We start from the raw sequence: 15,858 nt of genomic DNA, 5'->3' as shown, positions 1-15,858 counted from the left end.
CGGTGCGTGAGCGAACAGAGCACAGCGGAGCAGCCATGGCCCGTTCGGGTGGTCAGTCAGAAAATTAGTTCATGGATCGGCAAGCTCGGCTGGGTGTGGGTGGACGGCCAGGTGGCGCAGCTGTCGCGGCGGCCTGGGTCGAGCACGGTGTTCGTCACGCTGCGCGACCCGAGCGCCGATCTGAGCCTCACCCTGACCGCCAACCGTGACGTGCTCGACAGCGGCGCGCCCAACCTGCAGGAGGGCGCGCGGATCGTGGCGCATGCCCGGCCCGAGTGGTTCGCCCAGCGCGGCACGCTTTCGTTGCGCGCCGATCAGGTGCGGCTGGTCGGGCTGGGTGAGCTGCTGGCCCGGCTGGAGCAGCTCAAGCAGTTGCTCGCCGCCGAAGGGCTGTTCGACCCGCGGCGCAAGCGCAGGCCACCGTTCCTGCCGCACCGCATCGGGCTGATCACGGCGCGCGCCAGCGCGGCCGAGCGCGATGTGCTGACAAATGCCAAGCGTCGCTGGCCGGCGGTCGACTTTCGCGTGCTCAACGTCACAGTGCAGGGGCCGACGGCAGCGCCGTCCATCATTGGCGCATTGCAGACCCTCGATGCGGACGAATCGGTTGACGTCATCATCCTCGCGCGGGGCGGCGGCTCGGTGGAGGATCTGCTGCCGTTCAGCGATGAGGCGCTGTGCCGGGCCGTGTTCGCCTGCCGCACGCCGGTCATCTCCGCCATCGGGCACGAGCCCGACACCCCGCTGGTCGACTGGGTGGCCGACATGCGCGCGTCGACGCCTACAGATGCGGCCAAGCGGGTCGTACCTGATCTGGGCGACGAGCTCCGGCTCATGGCGCAGGCCCGTTCCCGGCTCACCCAGGCGCTGCGCCACCGCATCGACCGCGAGCAGCAGCGGCTCGACTCCATCCGCAGCCGGCCCTCCCTGGCCAATCCGCACGCGCTGGTGGATCGGCTCGAAGCCGACCTGCACCACGCGGTCGACCGGCTGCGCCGGATCGTCGACTTTAGACTGAGCAGGGCCGACAGCGACCTGGCGCATACGCTGGCGCGATTGCGGGGGCTTTCGCCCGGCGCGACACTCAGCCGGGGTTATGCGATTGTGCAGACCAGCGATGGGCATGTGCTCACCGACGCGGCCAAGGCGAGCAACGGCGATGCGCTGCGGGTCCGGCTGGCCAAGGGCGAGCTTGCCGCTATGGTGACGTCATGACCACACGCCCCGGCCCCGCCCGCCGGCGCACCGCATCCGACGGCGCGGCAGCCGTGGCCCCGTCGCGCCCGCGGGTTGCGTTTGATGGCGCGGTTCGTCGGAGTGCCAGACTGTGGCGCGGTGTGGCGCAGGGAGTGATGGTGGTGTTGGCGTGAGTGAGGACCTGTCCTATGAGGCGGCCCGGGCCGAGCTGGCCGAGGTCGTGACGAAGCTTGAGTCGGGCGGCGGCACGCTGGAGGAAGCCTTGGCGCTGTGGGAGCGCGGCGAGCAGCTCGCGGCCATCTGCCAGGCGCGCCTCGACGGTGCCCGCGCCCGCCTCGATGCCGCGACCAAGCCGGCCACCGACTGACCGTCCATTGACGACAAGGCCGAATCAGGACACCTCCTACCCGCGAAACGGCAATGTGCGTGGGCCCTGCCACGCCCGCAGTCAAGTCCATCGCCGCCAAGGCAGAGGCGCCCGTGCCTGTGGAAACGCTCGGTGTGGTACCACCTGCTCACCGCGGAGGGCGGCACGAGCTGGGAGCACCGGGCGGCGGTCGCCCGGTCGCGCAACCTGTTCGGCAGCGGCACCTGCCCGTCGGCGAAGGCGACTGCGCGCGTCCCGTGGGCCGGCCGGCTAAGCGGCTCGTGGGCGGGCCGGCAGGCTAAGCGGCCCGTGGGCGGGCCGGCAGGCTAAGCGGCTCATGGGCGTTGAGGGCGGGTGGCGAGGGCAACCGCGACGAGGGCGAGTGTGGCGCCGAGGAACGTGAGCAGGTCGGGCCGGCCCGCGGTTGGGGCCACGCTGTCGATGACAAGCGCGCCTGAGATCTGGCCCGCGATCGTGCCCAAGCCCAACAGCAGTACGCCGATGCGCCGCACAATCGCGGCCGCCACGGCGATGAACGCGATGCCGAGCGGCCCACCCAGGTACAGCCACGGCTCGGTGGGCAGCGTAGCGGGTACCCGATGAAAAAGCATGACCACGACGAGGGCGATGGTGCCGACGGCGAAGTTCACGAAGGTGGCCGGCAACGCACCGTCGGCGGCCTGGCGGACGAAGCCGTTCATGCCCTGCTGCCACGCGATCCCGATGCCCGCGAGCGCCGGAAGCACCGCAAGGCCGATCGCACGGGCATCGCCGAGCCGGTCGCCGACCGCGATCACGACCGCGATCACGCACAGGATCGCGGCCAGCCCGCGGTTGAACGTGACAGGATGCGCACCGCCGGGTGCGAGCCCCGCCCGATCGACCGCCAGGCTCGACGCCGACTGTCCGGCCACCACCGCCACCGTGAACACGGCGACGCCAATCGATGCGACCGTCAGGCCCTGCGTGGCAACCAGAAACGCACCGCACAACCCGCCCAGCATCTGCCACCAGCGCAGTGTCCCGGCGCGCAGCGCCACCCGCACCTTGCGCAGGCCGGGCAGGATCCACGGCAGCATGCAGATCAGGATGACCATCCCCACCCCGAACGAGATGGTCGCCGCCGCTATCCCGTCGCCGAGCCTGCGCCCGAGCTCACCGTTGATCCGAGCCTGCACCGCCGTGCCCGCGCCCGCCAGCACCGCGAGGGCGAGCCCACTCAGTTTGTTCAATTTCAATCGAAATCGACGAGGGAGTACCGGGCCAACTTCTCCAGGCGGTGATAAGAGTCGATAACCCGGACCGTCCCCGACTTGGACCGCATGACGATCGACTGCGTGTACACGCTCCCGTCCCGATAGCGCACGCCGCGCAGCATCTCACCGGACGTGACCCCGGTCGCCACGAAGAATGCGTTTTCCCCCGACACCAGGTCGTCGGTCGTGAGCACCCGCTGCAGGTCGTGCCCGGCCGCCAGCGCCTTTTCGCGCTCCGCCGCGTCGCGCGGCCACAGCCGCCCCTGCATCACGCCGCCCAGGCACTTGAGCGCGCACGCGGCCGTGATGCCCTCCGGCGTGCCGCCGATGCCCATCAGCACGTCCACCGGCGACTGCTCGCGCGCCGCGTAGATCGCGCCCGCGATGTCTCCATCCGTGATGAACTGGATGCGCGCGCCCGCCTCGCGAATCTCCTGCACCAGCTCGGCGTGCCGCGGCCGGTCGAGCACGCACACGATCACATCCGAGACGCGTGATTTCTTCACCGCCGCGATCCGGCGCAGGTTTTCGGTCGCCCCGGCCGTGATGTCCACGACATCCGCATACTCGGCGCCGACCGCCAGCTTCTCCATGTAGAACACAGCGCTCGGGTCGAACATCGACCCCCGTTCGGACACGGCGAGCACGGAAAGCGCGTTGGGCATGCCCTTGCTCATGAGCGTCGTGCCATCGATCGGGTCGACGGCCACGTCCACCTCGGGACCGGTGCCGTCGCCCACCTGCTCACCGTTGTAGAGCATGGGCGCGTTGTCCTTCTCACCCTCGCCGATGACCACCGTGCCGCGCATCGGCAACGAGTTGATCAGCTTGCGCATCGCGTCGACGGCCGCGCCGTCGCCCGCCTCCTTCTCACCCCGGCCCACCCAGCGGCCCGCGGCCATGGCCGCCGCTTCGGTCACCCGGACGAGATCAAGTGCCAGGTTACGGTCCAGATCTTGAGGTGTGCGCATGGTCTTATCCTGGCATACCGTCATTAACGCTCGTTCGGGCGGATCGGATCGCGGCCACCGCCGGGCGAGGCGTTAACCTCGATGTCGTGACCGCAGCACCAGAGGCTTCCCCGGCTCCCGAGGCACCCGACACCGCCCCGGCGCCCAAGACCCGCAGGCCCCGCGACATGGCCATCTCCCTGCTCGTGCTGCTGATCCCGGTCTTCGCGGTCGTGTGGATGTATCGCACGCTCTACGGCGGCGACACGGTGGTGACGGTCGATCCGTCGGAGGCCATCGGGAGCGCGCAGCGCGCCGGGCTGACCCAGCTGCCGCCAGCGACCGCACCGCAGGGGTGGTTCATCGTGTCGGCCCATTTCCGCGATGGGTACCTCAGAATCGGTTATTTGAACCAGGACCAACAGGGTGTCCAGCTCGTCCAGGGGCGCGGCGAGCTGCCGCGGCCCGCCGAACGGCACTATGTCGGGCGCAGCGCAGACATGACCGTGATGCTGGTGACCGCCGGGGCCGACGTGGCACCGTTGGCCAAGCTGCTACCGATTCCGGTAAGCGTCGGCGAGGGCGGCTAGCGAGTCGGCAGCGGCGTCGGCTTGAGCCCAAACGTCTGATGCGTCAGCTCGCCGGCTTCCAGGTCCCCACTCCGAACCACCATCTCCTCAAGGGCATCACCGCATGGGTGCACCTGTTCGGCGTGGTCAACTTCGAGCTGTTCGGCAGGTTCCACAACGTGATCGAGCATGGCCGCCCGGAGCTGTTCGGCTACCAGCCGAGGGTTATGGCGCGACACATCGGCCTATAGGGTTACGCCATGATCCCAGCCACGGACCCGGACCGGGCGGCCATTGACGAAGGGCCCAGGATTGTCGTCGCCGGCGAGCAGGTTGTCGATCTGGTGCCCGCCGGGGATGGGCTATTGCGCGCCGCGCTCGGCGGTGGCCCCGCCACCACCGCGATCGCCGCCGCCCGGCTGGGCGCCCGCGTGGCGATGGTTGCCCGGCTCGGCCGGGACAGCTTCGGGCAGGCGTTCCGCAACCGTCTCGCACTGTCCGGTGTGGACACTTCGTTCCTCAAAACCACCGCGCAGCCATCCGCGCTCGCCCTGGCCAACGTCGACCCCGATGGCGAGGCGGCGTATGACTTCTGGCTGTCCGGTGCGGCCGACTTCGGCTGGCGCTTCCACGAGCTACCCAAGCTCGACCCGGGCACGACCATCCACATTGGATCGCTGGCCGCCTTCCTACCGCCCGGTGCCGACGCGATCGAGCGATGGGCGGCCGAGCACCGCGACCGCTGCATCATCAGCTTCGACCCTAACCTGCGCCCCGTCGCCCTGGCCCGGCCCGACTCCCTCGTGCGGCTCGAACGCCTGGCCGCGCTGGCCCACGTGATCCGGGTGAGTGAGCAGGACCTGGAGCTCGCCTATCCGACCGTCGCCGCCCTGGACACGGCCAAGCGCTGGCTGCCCGGCAAGCGGCTGATCCTGCTCACCGCCGGAGCCGCCGGCGCGACCGCGCTCACCGAGGACGGCATCGAGCACGTGCCCGCGCCCGTCGTGTCGGCCGTCGACACCATCGGCGCGGGCGACACGGCGACCGGCGCGCTGCTCGCGGGGCTCGACGCCGGCCGCGACGACCTGTATGAGTTTGCCTGCACGGCAGCCGCCCTCACCTGCACCCGCGTCGGCGCCGACCCGCCCACCCTCGACGAGGTGCTCAGCCGGATGAGTGACCCGGGAACAGGTGCGCCGCCGGGTCGATGACGATCGCCGCGTTGTTGACCGCCGTCGCGCCCTCCCCGAAACCGGTGGCGATGAGGCGCACCTTGCCGGGATATTCCACGATGTCGCCCGCGGCGAAGATGCGCGGCTGATTGGTGGCCATGGTCGAGTCGACCAGGATGTGCCGCTTGTCGAGCTTGAGCCCCCACTCGGCCAGCGGGCCCAGGTCTGCCGTGAAGCCGAGCGCCGCAACGACACAGTCGGCGGGGATCGTCTCCTCGCCGTTGAGCTCCACCGATTCGACCACGGCGCCGCCACTGATCTTGGTCACCTGGCTGTTGACCACGATCCGCACGGGCAGCGCCTTGACCTTGTCGACCGTCGCGGCGTGTGCGCGGAACTTGTCCCGCCGGTGCACCAGCGTCACGCTCGCCGCGATGTCGGCCAGCGCGAGCGCCCAGTCGAACGCCGAGTCGCCACCGCCCACGATCACCACATGCTTGCCCGCGAGCGCGACGGGGCTCGGTACAAAGAAAATCACGCCCTCGCCGGAGAAGTTGGCGGCGGCAGGCAGCGGCCGCGGGCTGAACGAGCCGAGCCCACCGGTGATGATGACCGATCCGCAGCGCAGCTCGGCGCCGTCGTCGAGGCCGAGCACCGGCAGACCGTCGGCATAGGACAGTGTCTTGGCCTGGACGCCCAGCCGGTACGAGGGGTTGTACTGGGCGGCCTGCTCGACCAGATTGGTGATCAGATCGCGCCCGAGCACCTGCGGGAACCCACCGACATCGAAGATCAGCTTTTCCGGGTACATCGCCGTAACCTGGCCGCCGACCTCGGGGAGGGTATCGATCACCACTGTGGACAGACCGCGAAAACCAGCATAATAGGCGGCGAAGAGCCCGGTGGGCCCCGCCCCGATGATCGCGATATCGACGTCGCTCATGGCGGCAAACCTAGCCTGGGAAACCTGACGACTCAATCGTGGCTTACTTGATCCCGCTTTCTCAAGGCGTCTAGGCCATCGCGCCCCGGATTTCGCCCACGAAGTGGGACACCTGGGTGTAGACGCCGGGCGCATCCCGCCGCGCACAGCCCACGCCCCAGCTGACGATCCCGACCTGGATCCAGCGGTTGTCGTGCCGGCGCAGCAGCGGCCCGCCCGAGTCGCCCTGGCAACTGTCCTTGCCGCCGTGCTCCGTGTCGCCGGCACACAGCATGTCGGAGGCCACGATCCGGTACCCCTGCCTCCTGTAGAGGTCTTGGCATTTTTCATCCGGTACGAAGGAGACGTTCACGCGTCGTAGATACCTTTGCTGGGTCTTCATCCCCTCCCATGTCGCGCCCCATCCGACGACCGTGAAGGTGCCGTTGTCCAGACCCGGGCCCGATGGCAGGTCGACCGTTGACACGTCGGCCGCCCACGCGAGCCGGATCACCGCCCAGTCGTCTCCCTCGACCACCGAATCGAAACCCTTGGCCTGGAGCACACCCGCGCTCGGGATGTCCTCGTTCTCGGGCGAGAACCGGTCCGCGGCGCCGACCGTGACGACGAGCGAACCGCTGCGCCGGACGCAGTGCGCCGCGGTGAGCACGCGGTCGGGCCGGATCAGCGTGCCGGCGCACCCGTTGGACAGCCTCACCACCCACGGGAACTCGTCGCCGTCCGCCTGCTCACCCCCGACGATCTCGATGTGCGGATCGTCGGGGTGAGCGTGCGCGGGGGTCCCCTGTAGGGACAGCATCGTGACCAGGCCAAGTGTCGTCGCCAAAGCTCGCATAACGCGATGTTAGGCGCAACTTGTCCGCTTTATGTGCGTTTTAGTACCAACCCGAGTTGAGGAAGTTCTGCCAAGCGCCGCAGGGTGTGTCGTAGCGGCTCTTGATGTAGTCGAGGCCCCACTTGATCTGCGTGGCCGGGTTGGTCTCCCAGTCGTCGCCGAACTTGGCCATCTTGCTGCCGGGCCGCGCCTGCGGGATGCCCTGGGCGCCCGACGACTTGTTGTAGGCCAGGTGGTTCCAACCGGATTCCTTTGTCCACAGCTTGTCCAGGCACGGCATCTGGTCCAGCCCGAACCCCGCCTGCAGCATCAGCGTGCACCCGATGGCACGGTTGCCGCTGAACGTCTGACAGCTCTCGGGAATCGGCCCGAACTTCGGCGGTGTGGTCCGCTTCTTGCGCGCCGCTTCCTCGGCGGCGCGCTGCCGCTCGGCCTCCGCCGCCAGGCGCGCCTGTTCGATGGCGTTCTCCTTGGCCCATCGCGACTTCTGCTCGGCGAGCAGGCCCTGCTCGGTGTGCTCGGCGTCGGCGTAGGCCTGAAGATGGGCGACGGCTTCTGCTTGTTGCGCTTTGTCGTTCTCGTCATCCAGGAAGAGCCCGCCGGTCACTCCCATCACGAGGGTCAGCATCGCCGCGATCCTGATGCCCAGCTGTCGCTTCCTGTTGCTGCGCGACTTGCTGCGCGGCTGGGCGGAAGACACAGTTTCTTCAGGCGAAGCCGTGCTCGTGGCGCGGTCGTGGTCGGGCGCGAAGCGATCCGGCCACTGCCGCTGCATGGAATGCCGGAGACTCCGTCGATGTCGGGGCACGATGGCGTTCCTAACGTCGGCGTCAAGGACACAAACAAGGACCCACCCTTGCTCAGTCGTTTAACGCCGACTCACGGCAGCCCGCAACGGTGTGACGCTGGTCACACCGCATTTCACCGCACAGTGGGGTGAAACTATCCCTCCAAGAGGTCGGTCACGACTTCGGCGATCGCCGACCGCTCCGAACGGGTGAGTGTCACATGCGCGAAAAGCGGGTGCCCCTTAAGGGTTTCGATAACCGCAGTAATACCGTCATATCGGCCTACACGCAGATTGTCCCGTTGCGCCACATCGTGCGTGAGCACCACCCGCGAACCCGCGCCGATTCTACTTAGGACAGTCAACAGCACGCCGCGCTCAAGCGACTGCGCCTCGTCCACAATCACGAACGCGTCATGCAGACTGCGGCCCCGAATGTGAGTCAGCGGAAGGACTTCCAGCAACCCGCGCGCGAGCACCTCCTCGCGCACGTTGTCGTGCACGACCGCGCCCAGCGTGTCGAAAACCGCCTGCGCCCACGGCGACATCTTCTCCTGCTCGGTGCCCGGAAGGTAGCCGAGCTCTTGTCCGCCAACGGCATACAGCGGGCGGAAGACGACCACCTTCTTGTGCTTGCCGCGCTCCATCACCTGTTCGAGCCCGGCGCACAGGGCAAGCGCCGACTTGCCCGTCCCGGCGCGCCCGCCGAGCGAGACGATGCCCACCGAATCGTCCAGCAGCAGATCCAGCGCGATCCGTTGCTCCGCGCTCCTCCCACGCAGGCCGAAGGCCTCGCGGTTGCCTGGTACCAGAACAATGGTTTTATCGGTTTTGATCCGGCCCAACGCCGAGCCTCTTCCCGCATGCAGGATCAGTCCGGTGTGGACAGGCAAATCGATGGGGCTGTCAAGGGTTTCGCCCGCATAGAGGGCGCTCATCTGCTCGTCGGTGATGTCCAGCTCGGCAAGGCCGGACCAGGTCGGGTCGATTGCCTGCCCGTGGCGGAACTCGTCGGCGGCAAGGCCCACCGCCGCCGCCTTGACCCGCAACGGCATGTCCTTGGTCACCAGGGTCACGTTGAGACCCTCGCCGGACAGTCCTAATGCGACAGACAGGATGCGCGCGTCGTTCGAATCATTCCGGAATCCCAAGGGAAGCAGCTGCGCGTCGGCGTGATTGAGCTCGACCCGGATCGTGCCGCCCGCCTCGTTGACCGGGACCGCGACATCGAGCCGGCCATGCTTGATCCGCAGCTCGTCGAGCTGGCGCAGCGTTTGGCGGGCGAACCAGCCGAGCTCCGGGTGGTGCCGCTTGCCCTCCAGCTCGGAGATGACGACGAGCGGGATCACCACGTCATGCTCGGCGAAGCAGCGGAGAGCGGCCGGGTCGGCCAGGAGGACGGAAGTGTCTAGAACGTACGTGCGTTTTTGGACATCGACCATGACTCAGCGTACGTCAGCTTGGAAGGTTCGGCGGTATGTCATCGGAGACACGCCCACCGCGGCACGCAGTTGTTGACGCAACGCTGCGGCCGTGCCGAAGCCCGACTCGTGCGCGACGCGGTCGACGGACAGGTCGGTGGATTCGAGCAGGTGGCGGGCGTGCTCGACCCGCTGGGTGATCAGCCACTGGCCCGGGCTCATGCCGGTCTCCTCGCGGAAGCGCCTGGTGAACGTGCGCACGCTCATGCGCGCGTGCGCCGCCAGCGTGGCGAGGTCCAGCGGCTCGTGCAGCACGGTCTGGGCCCAGTGGCGGGTCGGTGCGGTGGTCGTGTCGCCCTCGTCGGGGATGTGCCGCTCGATGAACTGGGCTTGGCCGCCGTCGCGCCAGGCCGGGGCCACACACCTTCGCGCCGCGTGGTTGGCCACGTCGGTGCCGAAGTCCTTGCGCACGATGTGCAGGCACAGATCGACGCCCGCCGTGACGCCCGCGGACGTCATGATGTCGCCGTCGTCCACGAAGAGCACGTCGGGGTCGAGCTCCACGTCCGGGTAGAGCGCGCGGAACCGGTCGGCGTGCCGCCAGTGCGTCGTGGCCTTGCGGCCCTTGAGCAATCCGGCCGCGGCGAGCACGAAGGCTCCCGTACAGATGGAGACGATGCGCGGCGCCTTCAGGGCCTGCTGGATCAGTGGGTCGAGCGTGCCGTCCTCGAAGGGCGGGCCGCCGTGGATGCCCGGAATCACCACGGTGTCGGCGTCTTCGAGGGCCTCAAGGCCGTGCTGTGTCTTGATTTCGACGTAGCCGCCCTCGCTCTTTATCAACCCGGGCGATGCCACGCGGATGTCATAGCGCCCGCCCGTGCTCCCGAAGACCTGCAGGGGCGTGCCGACGTCCATGGGCACCACATGATCGAGTGCGAGGATCACGAGCCTGTGGGACATGGCTCGATTCTTTCACACAACGGCTCACGGGCCACTGTTCGATCTTCCGAGGGCCGAGCACCCTGGTACGGTGCGTCGCCTTCACTACGCCTGGGTCGTCGCCGGCGTGACGTTCATCGTCATGCTCGGCGCGGCCGGATTCCGTTCCGCGCCATCGGTGCTGATGGTGCCCCTGCAGGACGAGTTCTCGTGGCCCCGCGGCGAGATCTCCGTCGCCGTGTCGATCAACCTGCTCCTGTTCGGGCTCATCGCCCCGTTCGCGGCCGCTTTGATTGAGCAGTACGGCATCCGGCGCGTCATCGGCACCGGCCTCGCGCTGATCACCCTCGGCAGCGCCCTGCCGATCTTCATGAACGCCAGCTGGCAGTTGATTTTGTTTTGGGGGGTACTGGTCGGCGCCGGCACCGGCTCGATGGCCCTGGTGTTCGCGGCCACCGTCGTGAACCGGTGGTTCGTCAAGCACCGCGGGCTGGTGACCGGCATCCTCACCGCCGCCGGCGCGACCGGTCAGCTGATCTTCCTGCCGCTGTTGGCGTCGCTGGCCTCGTCTTATGGTTGGCGCACCGTGTCTCTTGTCGTGGCCGGGTGCACCCTTGCCATGGTCCCGTTGGTGTTCCTGTTCTTGAAGGAGCGGCCCACGGGCGACCCGTATGGTGGAAAGGCCCTACCGTCGCAGCCTGCCGGATCGGCGTTGGGCGCGCTGCGTTCCGCCGCGCGCACGCGCACATTCTGGTTGCTGGCGGGCGGTTTCGCCATCTGCGGCGCGACCACCAACGGGCTCATCGGCACGCACTTTCTGCCCGCCGCACACGACCACGGCATGGCGCCGACCACCGCGGCCGGGCTGCTCGCGCTCATTGGCGTGTTCGACATCATCGGCACGATCGGCTCCGGCTGGCTGACCGACCGGATGGACTCCCGCGTGCTGCTCGGGGTGTACTACGGCCTGCGTGGGCTATCGCTGCTCAGCCTGCCGCTGCTGCTGTCGGATCAGGTACGCCCCAGCCTGCTGCTGTTTGTGGTGTTCTACGGGCTCGACTGGATCGCCACGGTACCGCCCACGGTCGCGCTGTGCCGGGAAAACTTCGGCGCCTCCGGCACCATCGTTTTCGGCTGGGTCTTCGCCTCCCACCAGATCGGCGCCGCCATCGCGGCCACCGCAGCCGGATATGCGCGAGACGCGTTCGGCGACTATGGCGGGACATGGATCTTCACCGGCGTCCTGGCCATCGCGGCCGCCGGGCTTTCTGTCGCTATCCGGGCGCGCCAAGCAGCAATTCCGGCGCGTGCATAGCAACGCGCAGGCGAGATCGCCCTTAAGGCGACGGTTGCATCCGATTTGCGAGGTGCTTTGCACGCACGCAAATCGAACGCGCCCGCCGCCGCGATCTCGCGCTTGTCCGGGCATGATGGTGGGGTGCAAATCTCCGCTAGAGGTGACTATGCGGTCCGGGCGTCCCTGGAGCTCGCTGCCACCTACCCCGCGACGGTCTCCGCACAGGCCCTCGCGGACGCCCAGCGCCTGCCCCGCAAGTTTCTCGAAGCCATCCTCGCCGACCTGCGCCGCTCGGGCATCGTGCACGCCGTGCGCGGCGCCGAGGGCGGCTACACGCTGACCCAGCCGCCGCACGAGATCACCATCGGCATGGTGCTGCGCGCGGTCGACGGCCCGCTGGCGGGCGTGCGCGGGCACCGGCCCGAGCAGACCAGCTATGAGGGCACGGCCGTGCACCTGCCCCAGGTGTGGGTGGCGGTGCGGGCGGCCGTGCGCAGCGTGGTCGACGAGATCTCGCTGGCGGAGGTCGTCACGGGTGAGATGCCCGCGCAGATCAGCGAGCTGACCAAGGGTCCGGACGCATGGCAGCCGCGCTGATGGCCGGCCTGCGCGACAAGGTTCGCGATCTGCTGACTTCTGTGTACAGTCACCGCCTCGCAGCGAGCCTGGCGGGCAAGGCGCGCCCGCGCCACGTCGGGGTGATCGTCGACGGCAACCGGCGCTGGGCGCGGGAGATGGGCTACGTCGACCCCAACGACGGACACCGGGTGGGCGCTGAGCGGATAAAGGAACTGCTGCGCTGGTGCGACGAAGCCCAGATCGAACTGGTGACGCTGTGGCTGCTGTCCACCGACAACCTGTCCCGCCCACCGTCCGAATTGGACCCACTGCTGCAGATCATCGAGGATCTCGCCACCGAGCTGGCCGAGGACGGGAACCCTTGGCGGCTAAGGATGATGGGCGCGCTCGACGTGATCCCCGGCCCGCACGCGACCGCGCTGAAGCTCGCCGAGGAGCGCACGGTGCAGCGGCAGGGCGGCGCTCAGGTCAACCTGGCCATCGGCTACGGCGGGCGCAAGGAGATCGCCGACGCGGTGCGGTCGCTGCTGCAGGAGCACGCGCGTGCCGGGTCCACATTGGAGGAACTGGCCTCGGTGCTCGACGTCGAGCACATCGCCGGGCACCTCTACACCAAGGATCAGCCGGATCCGGATCTCATCATCCGCACCAGCGGCGAGCAGCGCCTGTCGGGATTCCTGCTGTGGCAATCGGCGCATTCGGAGTTCTATTTCTACGACGGCAACTGGCCCGACTTCCGGCGCGTCGATTTCCTGCGCGCGCTGCGCGACTACGCCAACCGCCAGCGCCGCTTCGGTTCCTAGTGCCCCATTAGGTGCGATAGCCGCTCGAAGGCCGGGTCGAGCGCGGCGTCGACGATCGCCCGGCTCTCCGTCCACGCGCGCGCGGCCGCCTCGATTCGCGAGCGGGCGTCGCTCTGCGCGTCCACATAGAAGTGCAACGCCCGCTGACCGTTGTGGGTCTCGTGCGCGACCAGCGCGCCGTTGCCACCGACGACCCCGGCCAGATAATCCTCGAACCGGCGCAACGCCTGCAGCGACTCGTCGACGGGCAGCAGGCCGTCGTTAAACCGTTGGTACCCAAGGACGACCGCCACGTGCAGGTCGAAGCGCGGCCAGCGGGCCGGGCGCAGGGGCATGCTCACCGTGGCGATGAGCGGAAGCCCGTCGCGGTCCTCCGCGGTCATCAGCGCCCACCGATCGTCTTCCGCGATGGCGTGCACCGCGTGCTTCAAATCGTTGGGGCGCCTCAGGTTGGGCGGCTCGCTCGGGGTCCAGCAGATCTCGCCCAGCCAGATCTCCACGTTGTCCTCGCCCAGCAGCCAGTCCAGCGACAGGAACGTCACCTGGGCCTGCGCCTCCTCGGGCAGCTCAGCGAAGGCCGGGTGGTAGCAGCTCACATCGATCTGGCTGCGCTGCCGGTCCACCGCGATCGCATAGCCCAGCTTCGCCAGCTCCAGCTTCACCACACCGACCTGCAGCGTGCTGGTGAACACGGCCGGGTCGGCGATGCGCACGCAGTGGTATTCCCACACCGCGTCGGGCTGCGGGGCCTGCGCCAGCCACCGGTGCGCGACAGCGCGCAGCTCCGGCTTGCCCGCGGCGGTGACCACGAGCGCATGGGCGGCCGCACGCCCCGGCATCAGCTCCCACTCCAGCCCCGGATGAATGGCATGGACCCGCTCGCTGAACGCGTCGGCCAGCCCGGCCGCGCCGCCGCTCTGGATGGCGGCGGCGGCCTCGTTGCGAGTCCGGCTCCACCACCGCCAGAACTCCGCGATGCTCGCGGCCTGGCGGGGGCGAGCGGCCGGCCTGAGCCTTGCCCGGCGAAGCCCGGCAGAGTCATGCATGGGCAAGGCCCTTGCCGTCGGCCTGGTGCATCGCCGGCTGAGGGAGCGGAGCGTCAGAACCAGGACTCAAACCCAAGGGCGACAAGTCGGCTTCGGGCATCCCCGCCCGAGGGAGCGGAGCGTCAGAACCAGGACTCAAACCCAGGGCCGGCACGAGACGGCCGCGGCCATGCACACCGCCGCTCCTGTCACTCCTGCCAAGCAGCCCCATGCGGTCAGGCTCGCCGCCTGCGCATCACGAACACGATGACCACGATCGCCCCCGCGACCACCGCCACACCCGCGCCGACGAGCAGCCAGGTGCCCATGCCGCTGCCGCCCGAGTCGTCGCCGCCCTGGGCTTCCGCCTGCCGTGAGGCGAGGCCCGGCGGCAGTTTGCGGCTGATGTCGGCGGGAGAGCTGGGTGGGGCGACCGGCGTCGACAGCGCCTTCACCGGGTTGACCACACCGAAGCCGTATTCGTCGTCGCGGCCCGGGGCGCCCTTGTCGATCGCGGTGGTCGTGAGGTGGTCGGCGACCTGCTTGGCCGTCAGGTTGGGATTTTTCGACCAGATCAGCGCGGCCACGCCGGACACGATCGCCGCCGCCGGGCTGGTGCCCGAGCCGGTCCGGTAGCCGTTGCCCGTGACCGTGCTCATGACGTCGACTCCCGGCGCGGCCACGGCGACGGCCTGGCCGCGGGTGGAGATGTCGGCGATGTTGCCGTCCCGGCCGATCGCGCCGACCGCGACGACGCCCGGGTAGGAGGCGGGCGCGATGACGCGGTCGTTGCGCGGGCGGTTGCCCGCCGCCGCGATGATGACCGTCCCCGCTGCGAGCGCCTCCTTCACCGCGTCGAACGCGGACACGTCGGACTCCACCGAGATAGAGATGATCTTCGCACCCCGCTTGACGGACTCCCTGATCGCGTTGGTCATGGCCTCGCCGGTGCCGATGTCGGCGGTGACGCCGATGTCGATGGGCAGGATCTTCGCCTTGGGCGCGATGCCCAGCGCTCCGTCGGCGTTGCCGCTGCCATGCCCGTGCGCCGCGATGAGCCCGGCCATTGCGGTGCCGTGCCCGTTGGTGTCGCCCCAGCCGTTGCCGCTGCCGCCGGTCACCACATCCAACCCGGGCAGCACGTTGCCCTTCAGGTCGGGGTGGTTGCCGTCGACGCCGGTGTCGATGACCGCCACCGTGATGCCCTCACCCTGGCTGACCTGGTGTGCCTTGGCAACCTCCAACAGGGACAGATGCCACTGCTTGTCGCGGTTTTGGTCGGCCGGCGCGGGTGCACCGAACGCCAAAGAGGTGATGGCGGCGAGCGCGCTCGCCGCCATCACGGAGATGAACCTTCTCATCGAGCCAGGCCAATCGCGGGGCCGGGGTCGATGTGATCGTCTCGCTGCTCGGGTGTGTCGAGCACCGGCGCGACGCCCTGCGCGACATCCCACTGGGTGTCGGGGTCGAACTGCATGCCGTCCTCGTCGTGCTCCTCACCGGGCCGCACCGTGCCGACGCCCATGGCGCCCATCGCACCGCGACCGGCGACACCACCGGCACCACCCGCCGGACCGCGACCCGCGACACCGGGGGCCATGCCGGCCACACCGGGCATGGCCGGGCGGCCACCGGCCGCCGGGCCACCGATCATGCCGCCCACCGGATTGGGCCGCGCTCCCGCGGGACCACGACCGGCAGTCGCAGGCGGCGGAGTG

At 69.0% G+C, this 15,858-nt stretch carries 18 protein-coding genes and 1 pseudogene; 9 read left to right on the top strand and 10 right to left on the bottom strand.

The annotated features are described in order from the left end of the window. Positions 1-6 precede the first annotated feature (6 nt). The 3 genes from xseA (at position 7) to DM816_RS43445 (ending at position 1,894) form a co-directional block, all read left to right on the top strand. Positions 7-1,215, top strand: coding sequence for an exodeoxyribonuclease VII large subunit (gene xseA / locus DM816_RS11225; protein WP_117210104.1), 1,209 nt, complete (start codon positions 7-9; stop codon positions 1,213-1,215). A gap of 151 nt (positions 1,216-1,366) precedes the next feature. Next, positions 1,367-1,564 carry an exodeoxyribonuclease VII small subunit gene (locus tag DM816_RS11220; RefSeq protein WP_117210103.1) on the top strand — a complete coding sequence of 66 codons (198 nt, stop codon included), beginning with the start codon at positions 1,367-1,369 and terminating at the stop codon, positions 1,562-1,564. Positions 1,565-1,696: 132 nt separating this feature from the next. After that, positions 1,697-1,894 (top strand): hypothetical protein, encoded by a 198-nt coding sequence (locus DM816_RS43445; protein ID WP_117210102.1) that lies wholly within the window; start codon positions 1,697-1,699, stop codon positions 1,892-1,894. Between the two features lie 5 nt (positions 1,895-1,899). On the opposite strand, the gene DM816_RS11210 is transcribed toward DM816_RS43445, so the two are convergent. Next, positions 1,900-2,796, bottom strand: a complete 897-nt coding sequence (locus tag DM816_RS11210; RefSeq protein ID WP_246001864.1) for a DMT family transporter — start codon at positions 2,794-2,796, stop codon at positions 1,900-1,902. A gap of 2 nt (positions 2,797-2,798) precedes the next feature. Further along, a complete protein-coding gene (gene glpX / locus DM816_RS11205) occupies positions 2,799-3,791 on the bottom strand; it encodes a class II fructose-bisphosphatase (RefSeq protein WP_117210101.1) in 993 nt (330 codons plus the stop codon). Positions 3,792-3,877: 86 nt separating this feature from the next. Between glpX and DM816_RS11200 the strand changes: the two genes are divergently transcribed. Genes DM816_RS11200 through DM816_RS11190 form a run of 3 tightly spaced genes read left to right on the top strand, consistent with a single transcriptional unit; the run spans position 3,878 to position 5,550 of the window. Further along, the gene (locus tag DM816_RS11200) at positions 3,878-4,360 is read left to right on the top strand and encodes a DUF4245 family protein (protein ID WP_162907347.1); all 483 of its coding nucleotides are present in this window, start codon (positions 3,878-3,880) and stop codon (positions 4,358-4,360) included. Positions 4,361-4,398: 38 nt separating this feature from the next. Beyond that, on the top strand, positions 4,399-4,590 hold the full coding sequence (locus tag DM816_RS11195; RefSeq protein ID WP_117210099.1) for a hypothetical protein: 192 nt from the start codon (positions 4,399-4,401) through the stop codon (positions 4,588-4,590). 9 nt (positions 4,591-4,599) lie between these two features. Continuing rightward, complete coding sequence (locus tag DM816_RS11190) at positions 4,600-5,550, top strand: PfkB family carbohydrate kinase (RefSeq protein ID WP_117210098.1); 951 nt, start codon at positions 4,600-4,602, stop codon at positions 5,548-5,550. On the opposite strand, the gene DM816_RS11185 is transcribed toward DM816_RS11190, so the two are convergent. The 5 genes from DM816_RS11185 to DM816_RS11165 all read right to left on the bottom strand — a co-directional run bounded on the left by DM816_RS11185 (position 5,504) and on the right by DM816_RS11165 (position 10,457). Next, on the bottom strand, positions 5,504-6,454 hold the full coding sequence (locus DM816_RS11185) for an NAD(P)/FAD-dependent oxidoreductase (protein WP_117210097.1): 951 nt from the start codon (positions 6,452-6,454) through the stop codon (positions 5,504-5,506). The genes DM816_RS11190 and DM816_RS11185 overlap by 47 nt on opposite strands. Before the next feature lie 70 nt (positions 6,455-6,524). Then, complete coding sequence (locus tag DM816_RS11180) at positions 6,525-7,289, bottom strand: serine protease (RefSeq protein WP_117210096.1); 765 nt, start codon at positions 7,287-7,289, stop codon at positions 6,525-6,527. A gap of 40 nt (positions 7,290-7,329) precedes the next feature. After that, on the bottom strand, positions 7,330-7,917 hold the full coding sequence (locus DM816_RS11175; protein WP_162907346.1) for an aggregation-promoting factor C-terminal-like domain-containing protein: 588 nt from the start codon (positions 7,915-7,917) through the stop codon (positions 7,330-7,332). A gap of 314 nt (positions 7,918-8,231) precedes the next feature. Next, entirely contained in the window at positions 8,232-9,518 is a 1,287-nt protein-coding gene (gene phoH2, locus DM816_RS11170; RefSeq protein WP_117210095.1) for an RNA 5'-3' helicase PhoH2, read from the bottom strand. A gap of 3 nt (positions 9,519-9,521) precedes the next feature. Further along, positions 9,522-10,457: a GlxA family transcriptional regulator gene (locus DM816_RS11165; protein WP_117210094.1), complete on the bottom strand. Its 936-nt coding sequence runs from the start codon at positions 10,455-10,457 to the stop codon at positions 9,522-9,524. Between the two features lie 121 nt (positions 10,458-10,578). Between DM816_RS11165 and DM816_RS11160 the strand changes: the two genes are divergently transcribed. The 3 genes from DM816_RS11160 to DM816_RS11150 all read left to right on the top strand — a co-directional run bounded on the left by DM816_RS11160 (position 10,579) and on the right by DM816_RS11150 (position 13,115). Then, positions 10,579-11,751 (top strand): MFS transporter, encoded by a 1,173-nt coding sequence (locus DM816_RS11160; RefSeq protein WP_246001874.1) that lies wholly within the window; start codon positions 10,579-10,581, stop codon positions 11,749-11,751. A gap of 123 nt (positions 11,752-11,874) precedes the next feature. Then, entirely contained in the window at positions 11,875-12,330 is a 456-nt protein-coding gene (locus DM816_RS11155; RefSeq protein ID WP_117210134.1) for an RrF2 family transcriptional regulator, read from the top strand. Further along, positions 12,315-13,115: an isoprenyl transferase gene (locus DM816_RS11150; RefSeq protein WP_246001857.1), complete on the top strand. Its 801-nt coding sequence runs from the start codon at positions 12,315-12,317 to the stop codon at positions 13,113-13,115. The genes DM816_RS11155 and DM816_RS11150 overlap by 16 nt, the downstream gene beginning before the upstream one ends. Here the strand turns inward: DM816_RS11150 and DM816_RS11145 are convergent. The 3 genes and pseudogenes from DM816_RS11145 to DM816_RS11135 all read right to left on the bottom strand — a co-directional run. Further along, a complete protein-coding gene (locus tag DM816_RS11145) occupies positions 13,112-14,161 on the bottom strand; it encodes a DUF695 domain-containing protein (protein ID WP_117210092.1) in 1,050 nt (349 codons plus the stop codon). The two genes, DM816_RS11150 and DM816_RS11145, sit on opposite strands and share 4 nt — an antisense overlap. Before the next feature lie 215 nt (positions 14,162-14,376). Next, positions 14,377-15,501 (bottom strand): S8 family serine peptidase, encoded by a 1,125-nt coding sequence (locus DM816_RS11140; RefSeq protein ID WP_117210091.1) that lies wholly within the window; start codon positions 15,499-15,501, stop codon positions 14,377-14,379. After that, positions 15,498-15,858, bottom strand: a pseudogene (locus DM816_RS11135) (hypothetical protein); the annotation flags it as partial. The pseudogene DM816_RS11135 and the gene DM816_RS11140, both read right to left, overlap by 4 nt.

Source organism: Allorhizocola rhizosphaerae, from assembly GCF_003426775.1.
In the GTDB taxonomy this organism is placed as follows: Bacteria; Actinomycetota; Actinomycetes; order Mycobacteriales; family Micromonosporaceae; genus Allorhizocola; species Allorhizocola rhizosphaerae.
The sequence above is the reverse complement of the archived record's forward strand: the minus strand, read 5'-3'. Positions and strand labels throughout refer to the sequence as shown.

Bases quoted from the DNA above. Each gene is read 5' to 3' on its own strand.
- glpX (WP_117210101.1), bottom strand. From the start codon at position 3,791: ATGCGCACACCTCAAGATCTGGACCGTAACCTGGCACTTGATCTCGTC.
- DM816_RS11195 (WP_117210099.1), top strand. From the start codon at position 4,399: ATGCGTCAGCTCGCCGGCTTCCAGGTCCCCACTCCGAACCACCATCTC.
- DM816_RS11190 (WP_117210098.1), top strand. From the start codon at position 4,600: ATGATCCCAGCCACGGACCCGGACCGGGCGGCCATTGACGAAGGGCCC.
- DM816_RS11185 (WP_117210097.1), bottom strand. From the start codon at position 6,454: ATGAGCGACGTCGATATCGCGATCATCGGGGCGGGGCCCACCGGGCTC.
- DM816_RS11180 (WP_117210096.1), bottom strand. From the start codon at position 7,289: ATGCGAGCTTTGGCGACGACACTTGGCCTGGTCACGATGCTGTCCCTA.
- DM816_RS11175 (WP_162907346.1), bottom strand. From the start codon at position 7,917: ATGCTGACCCTCGTGATGGGAGTGACCGGCGGGCTCTTCCTGGATGAC.
- phoH2 (WP_117210095.1), bottom strand. From the start codon at position 9,518: ATGGTCGATGTCCAAAAACGCACGTACGTTCTAGACACTTCCGTCCTC.
- DM816_RS11165 (WP_117210094.1), bottom strand. From the start codon at position 10,457: ATGTCCCACAGGCTCGTGATCCTCGCACTCGATCATGTGGTGCCCATG.
- DM816_RS11160 (WP_246001874.1), top strand. From the start codon at position 10,579: ATGCTCGGCGCGGCCGGATTCCGTTCCGCGCCATCGGTGCTGATGGTG.
- DM816_RS11150 (WP_246001857.1), top strand. From the start codon at position 12,315: ATGGCAGCCGCGCTGATGGCCGGCCTGCGCGACAAGGTTCGCGATCTG.
- DM816_RS11145 (WP_117210092.1), bottom strand. From the start codon at position 14,161: ATGCATGACTCTGCCGGGCTTCGCCGGGCAAGGCTCAGGCCGGCCGCT.
- DM816_RS11140 (WP_117210091.1), bottom strand. From the start codon at position 15,501: ATGAGAAGGTTCATCTCCGTGATGGCGGCGAGCGCGCTCGCCGCCATC.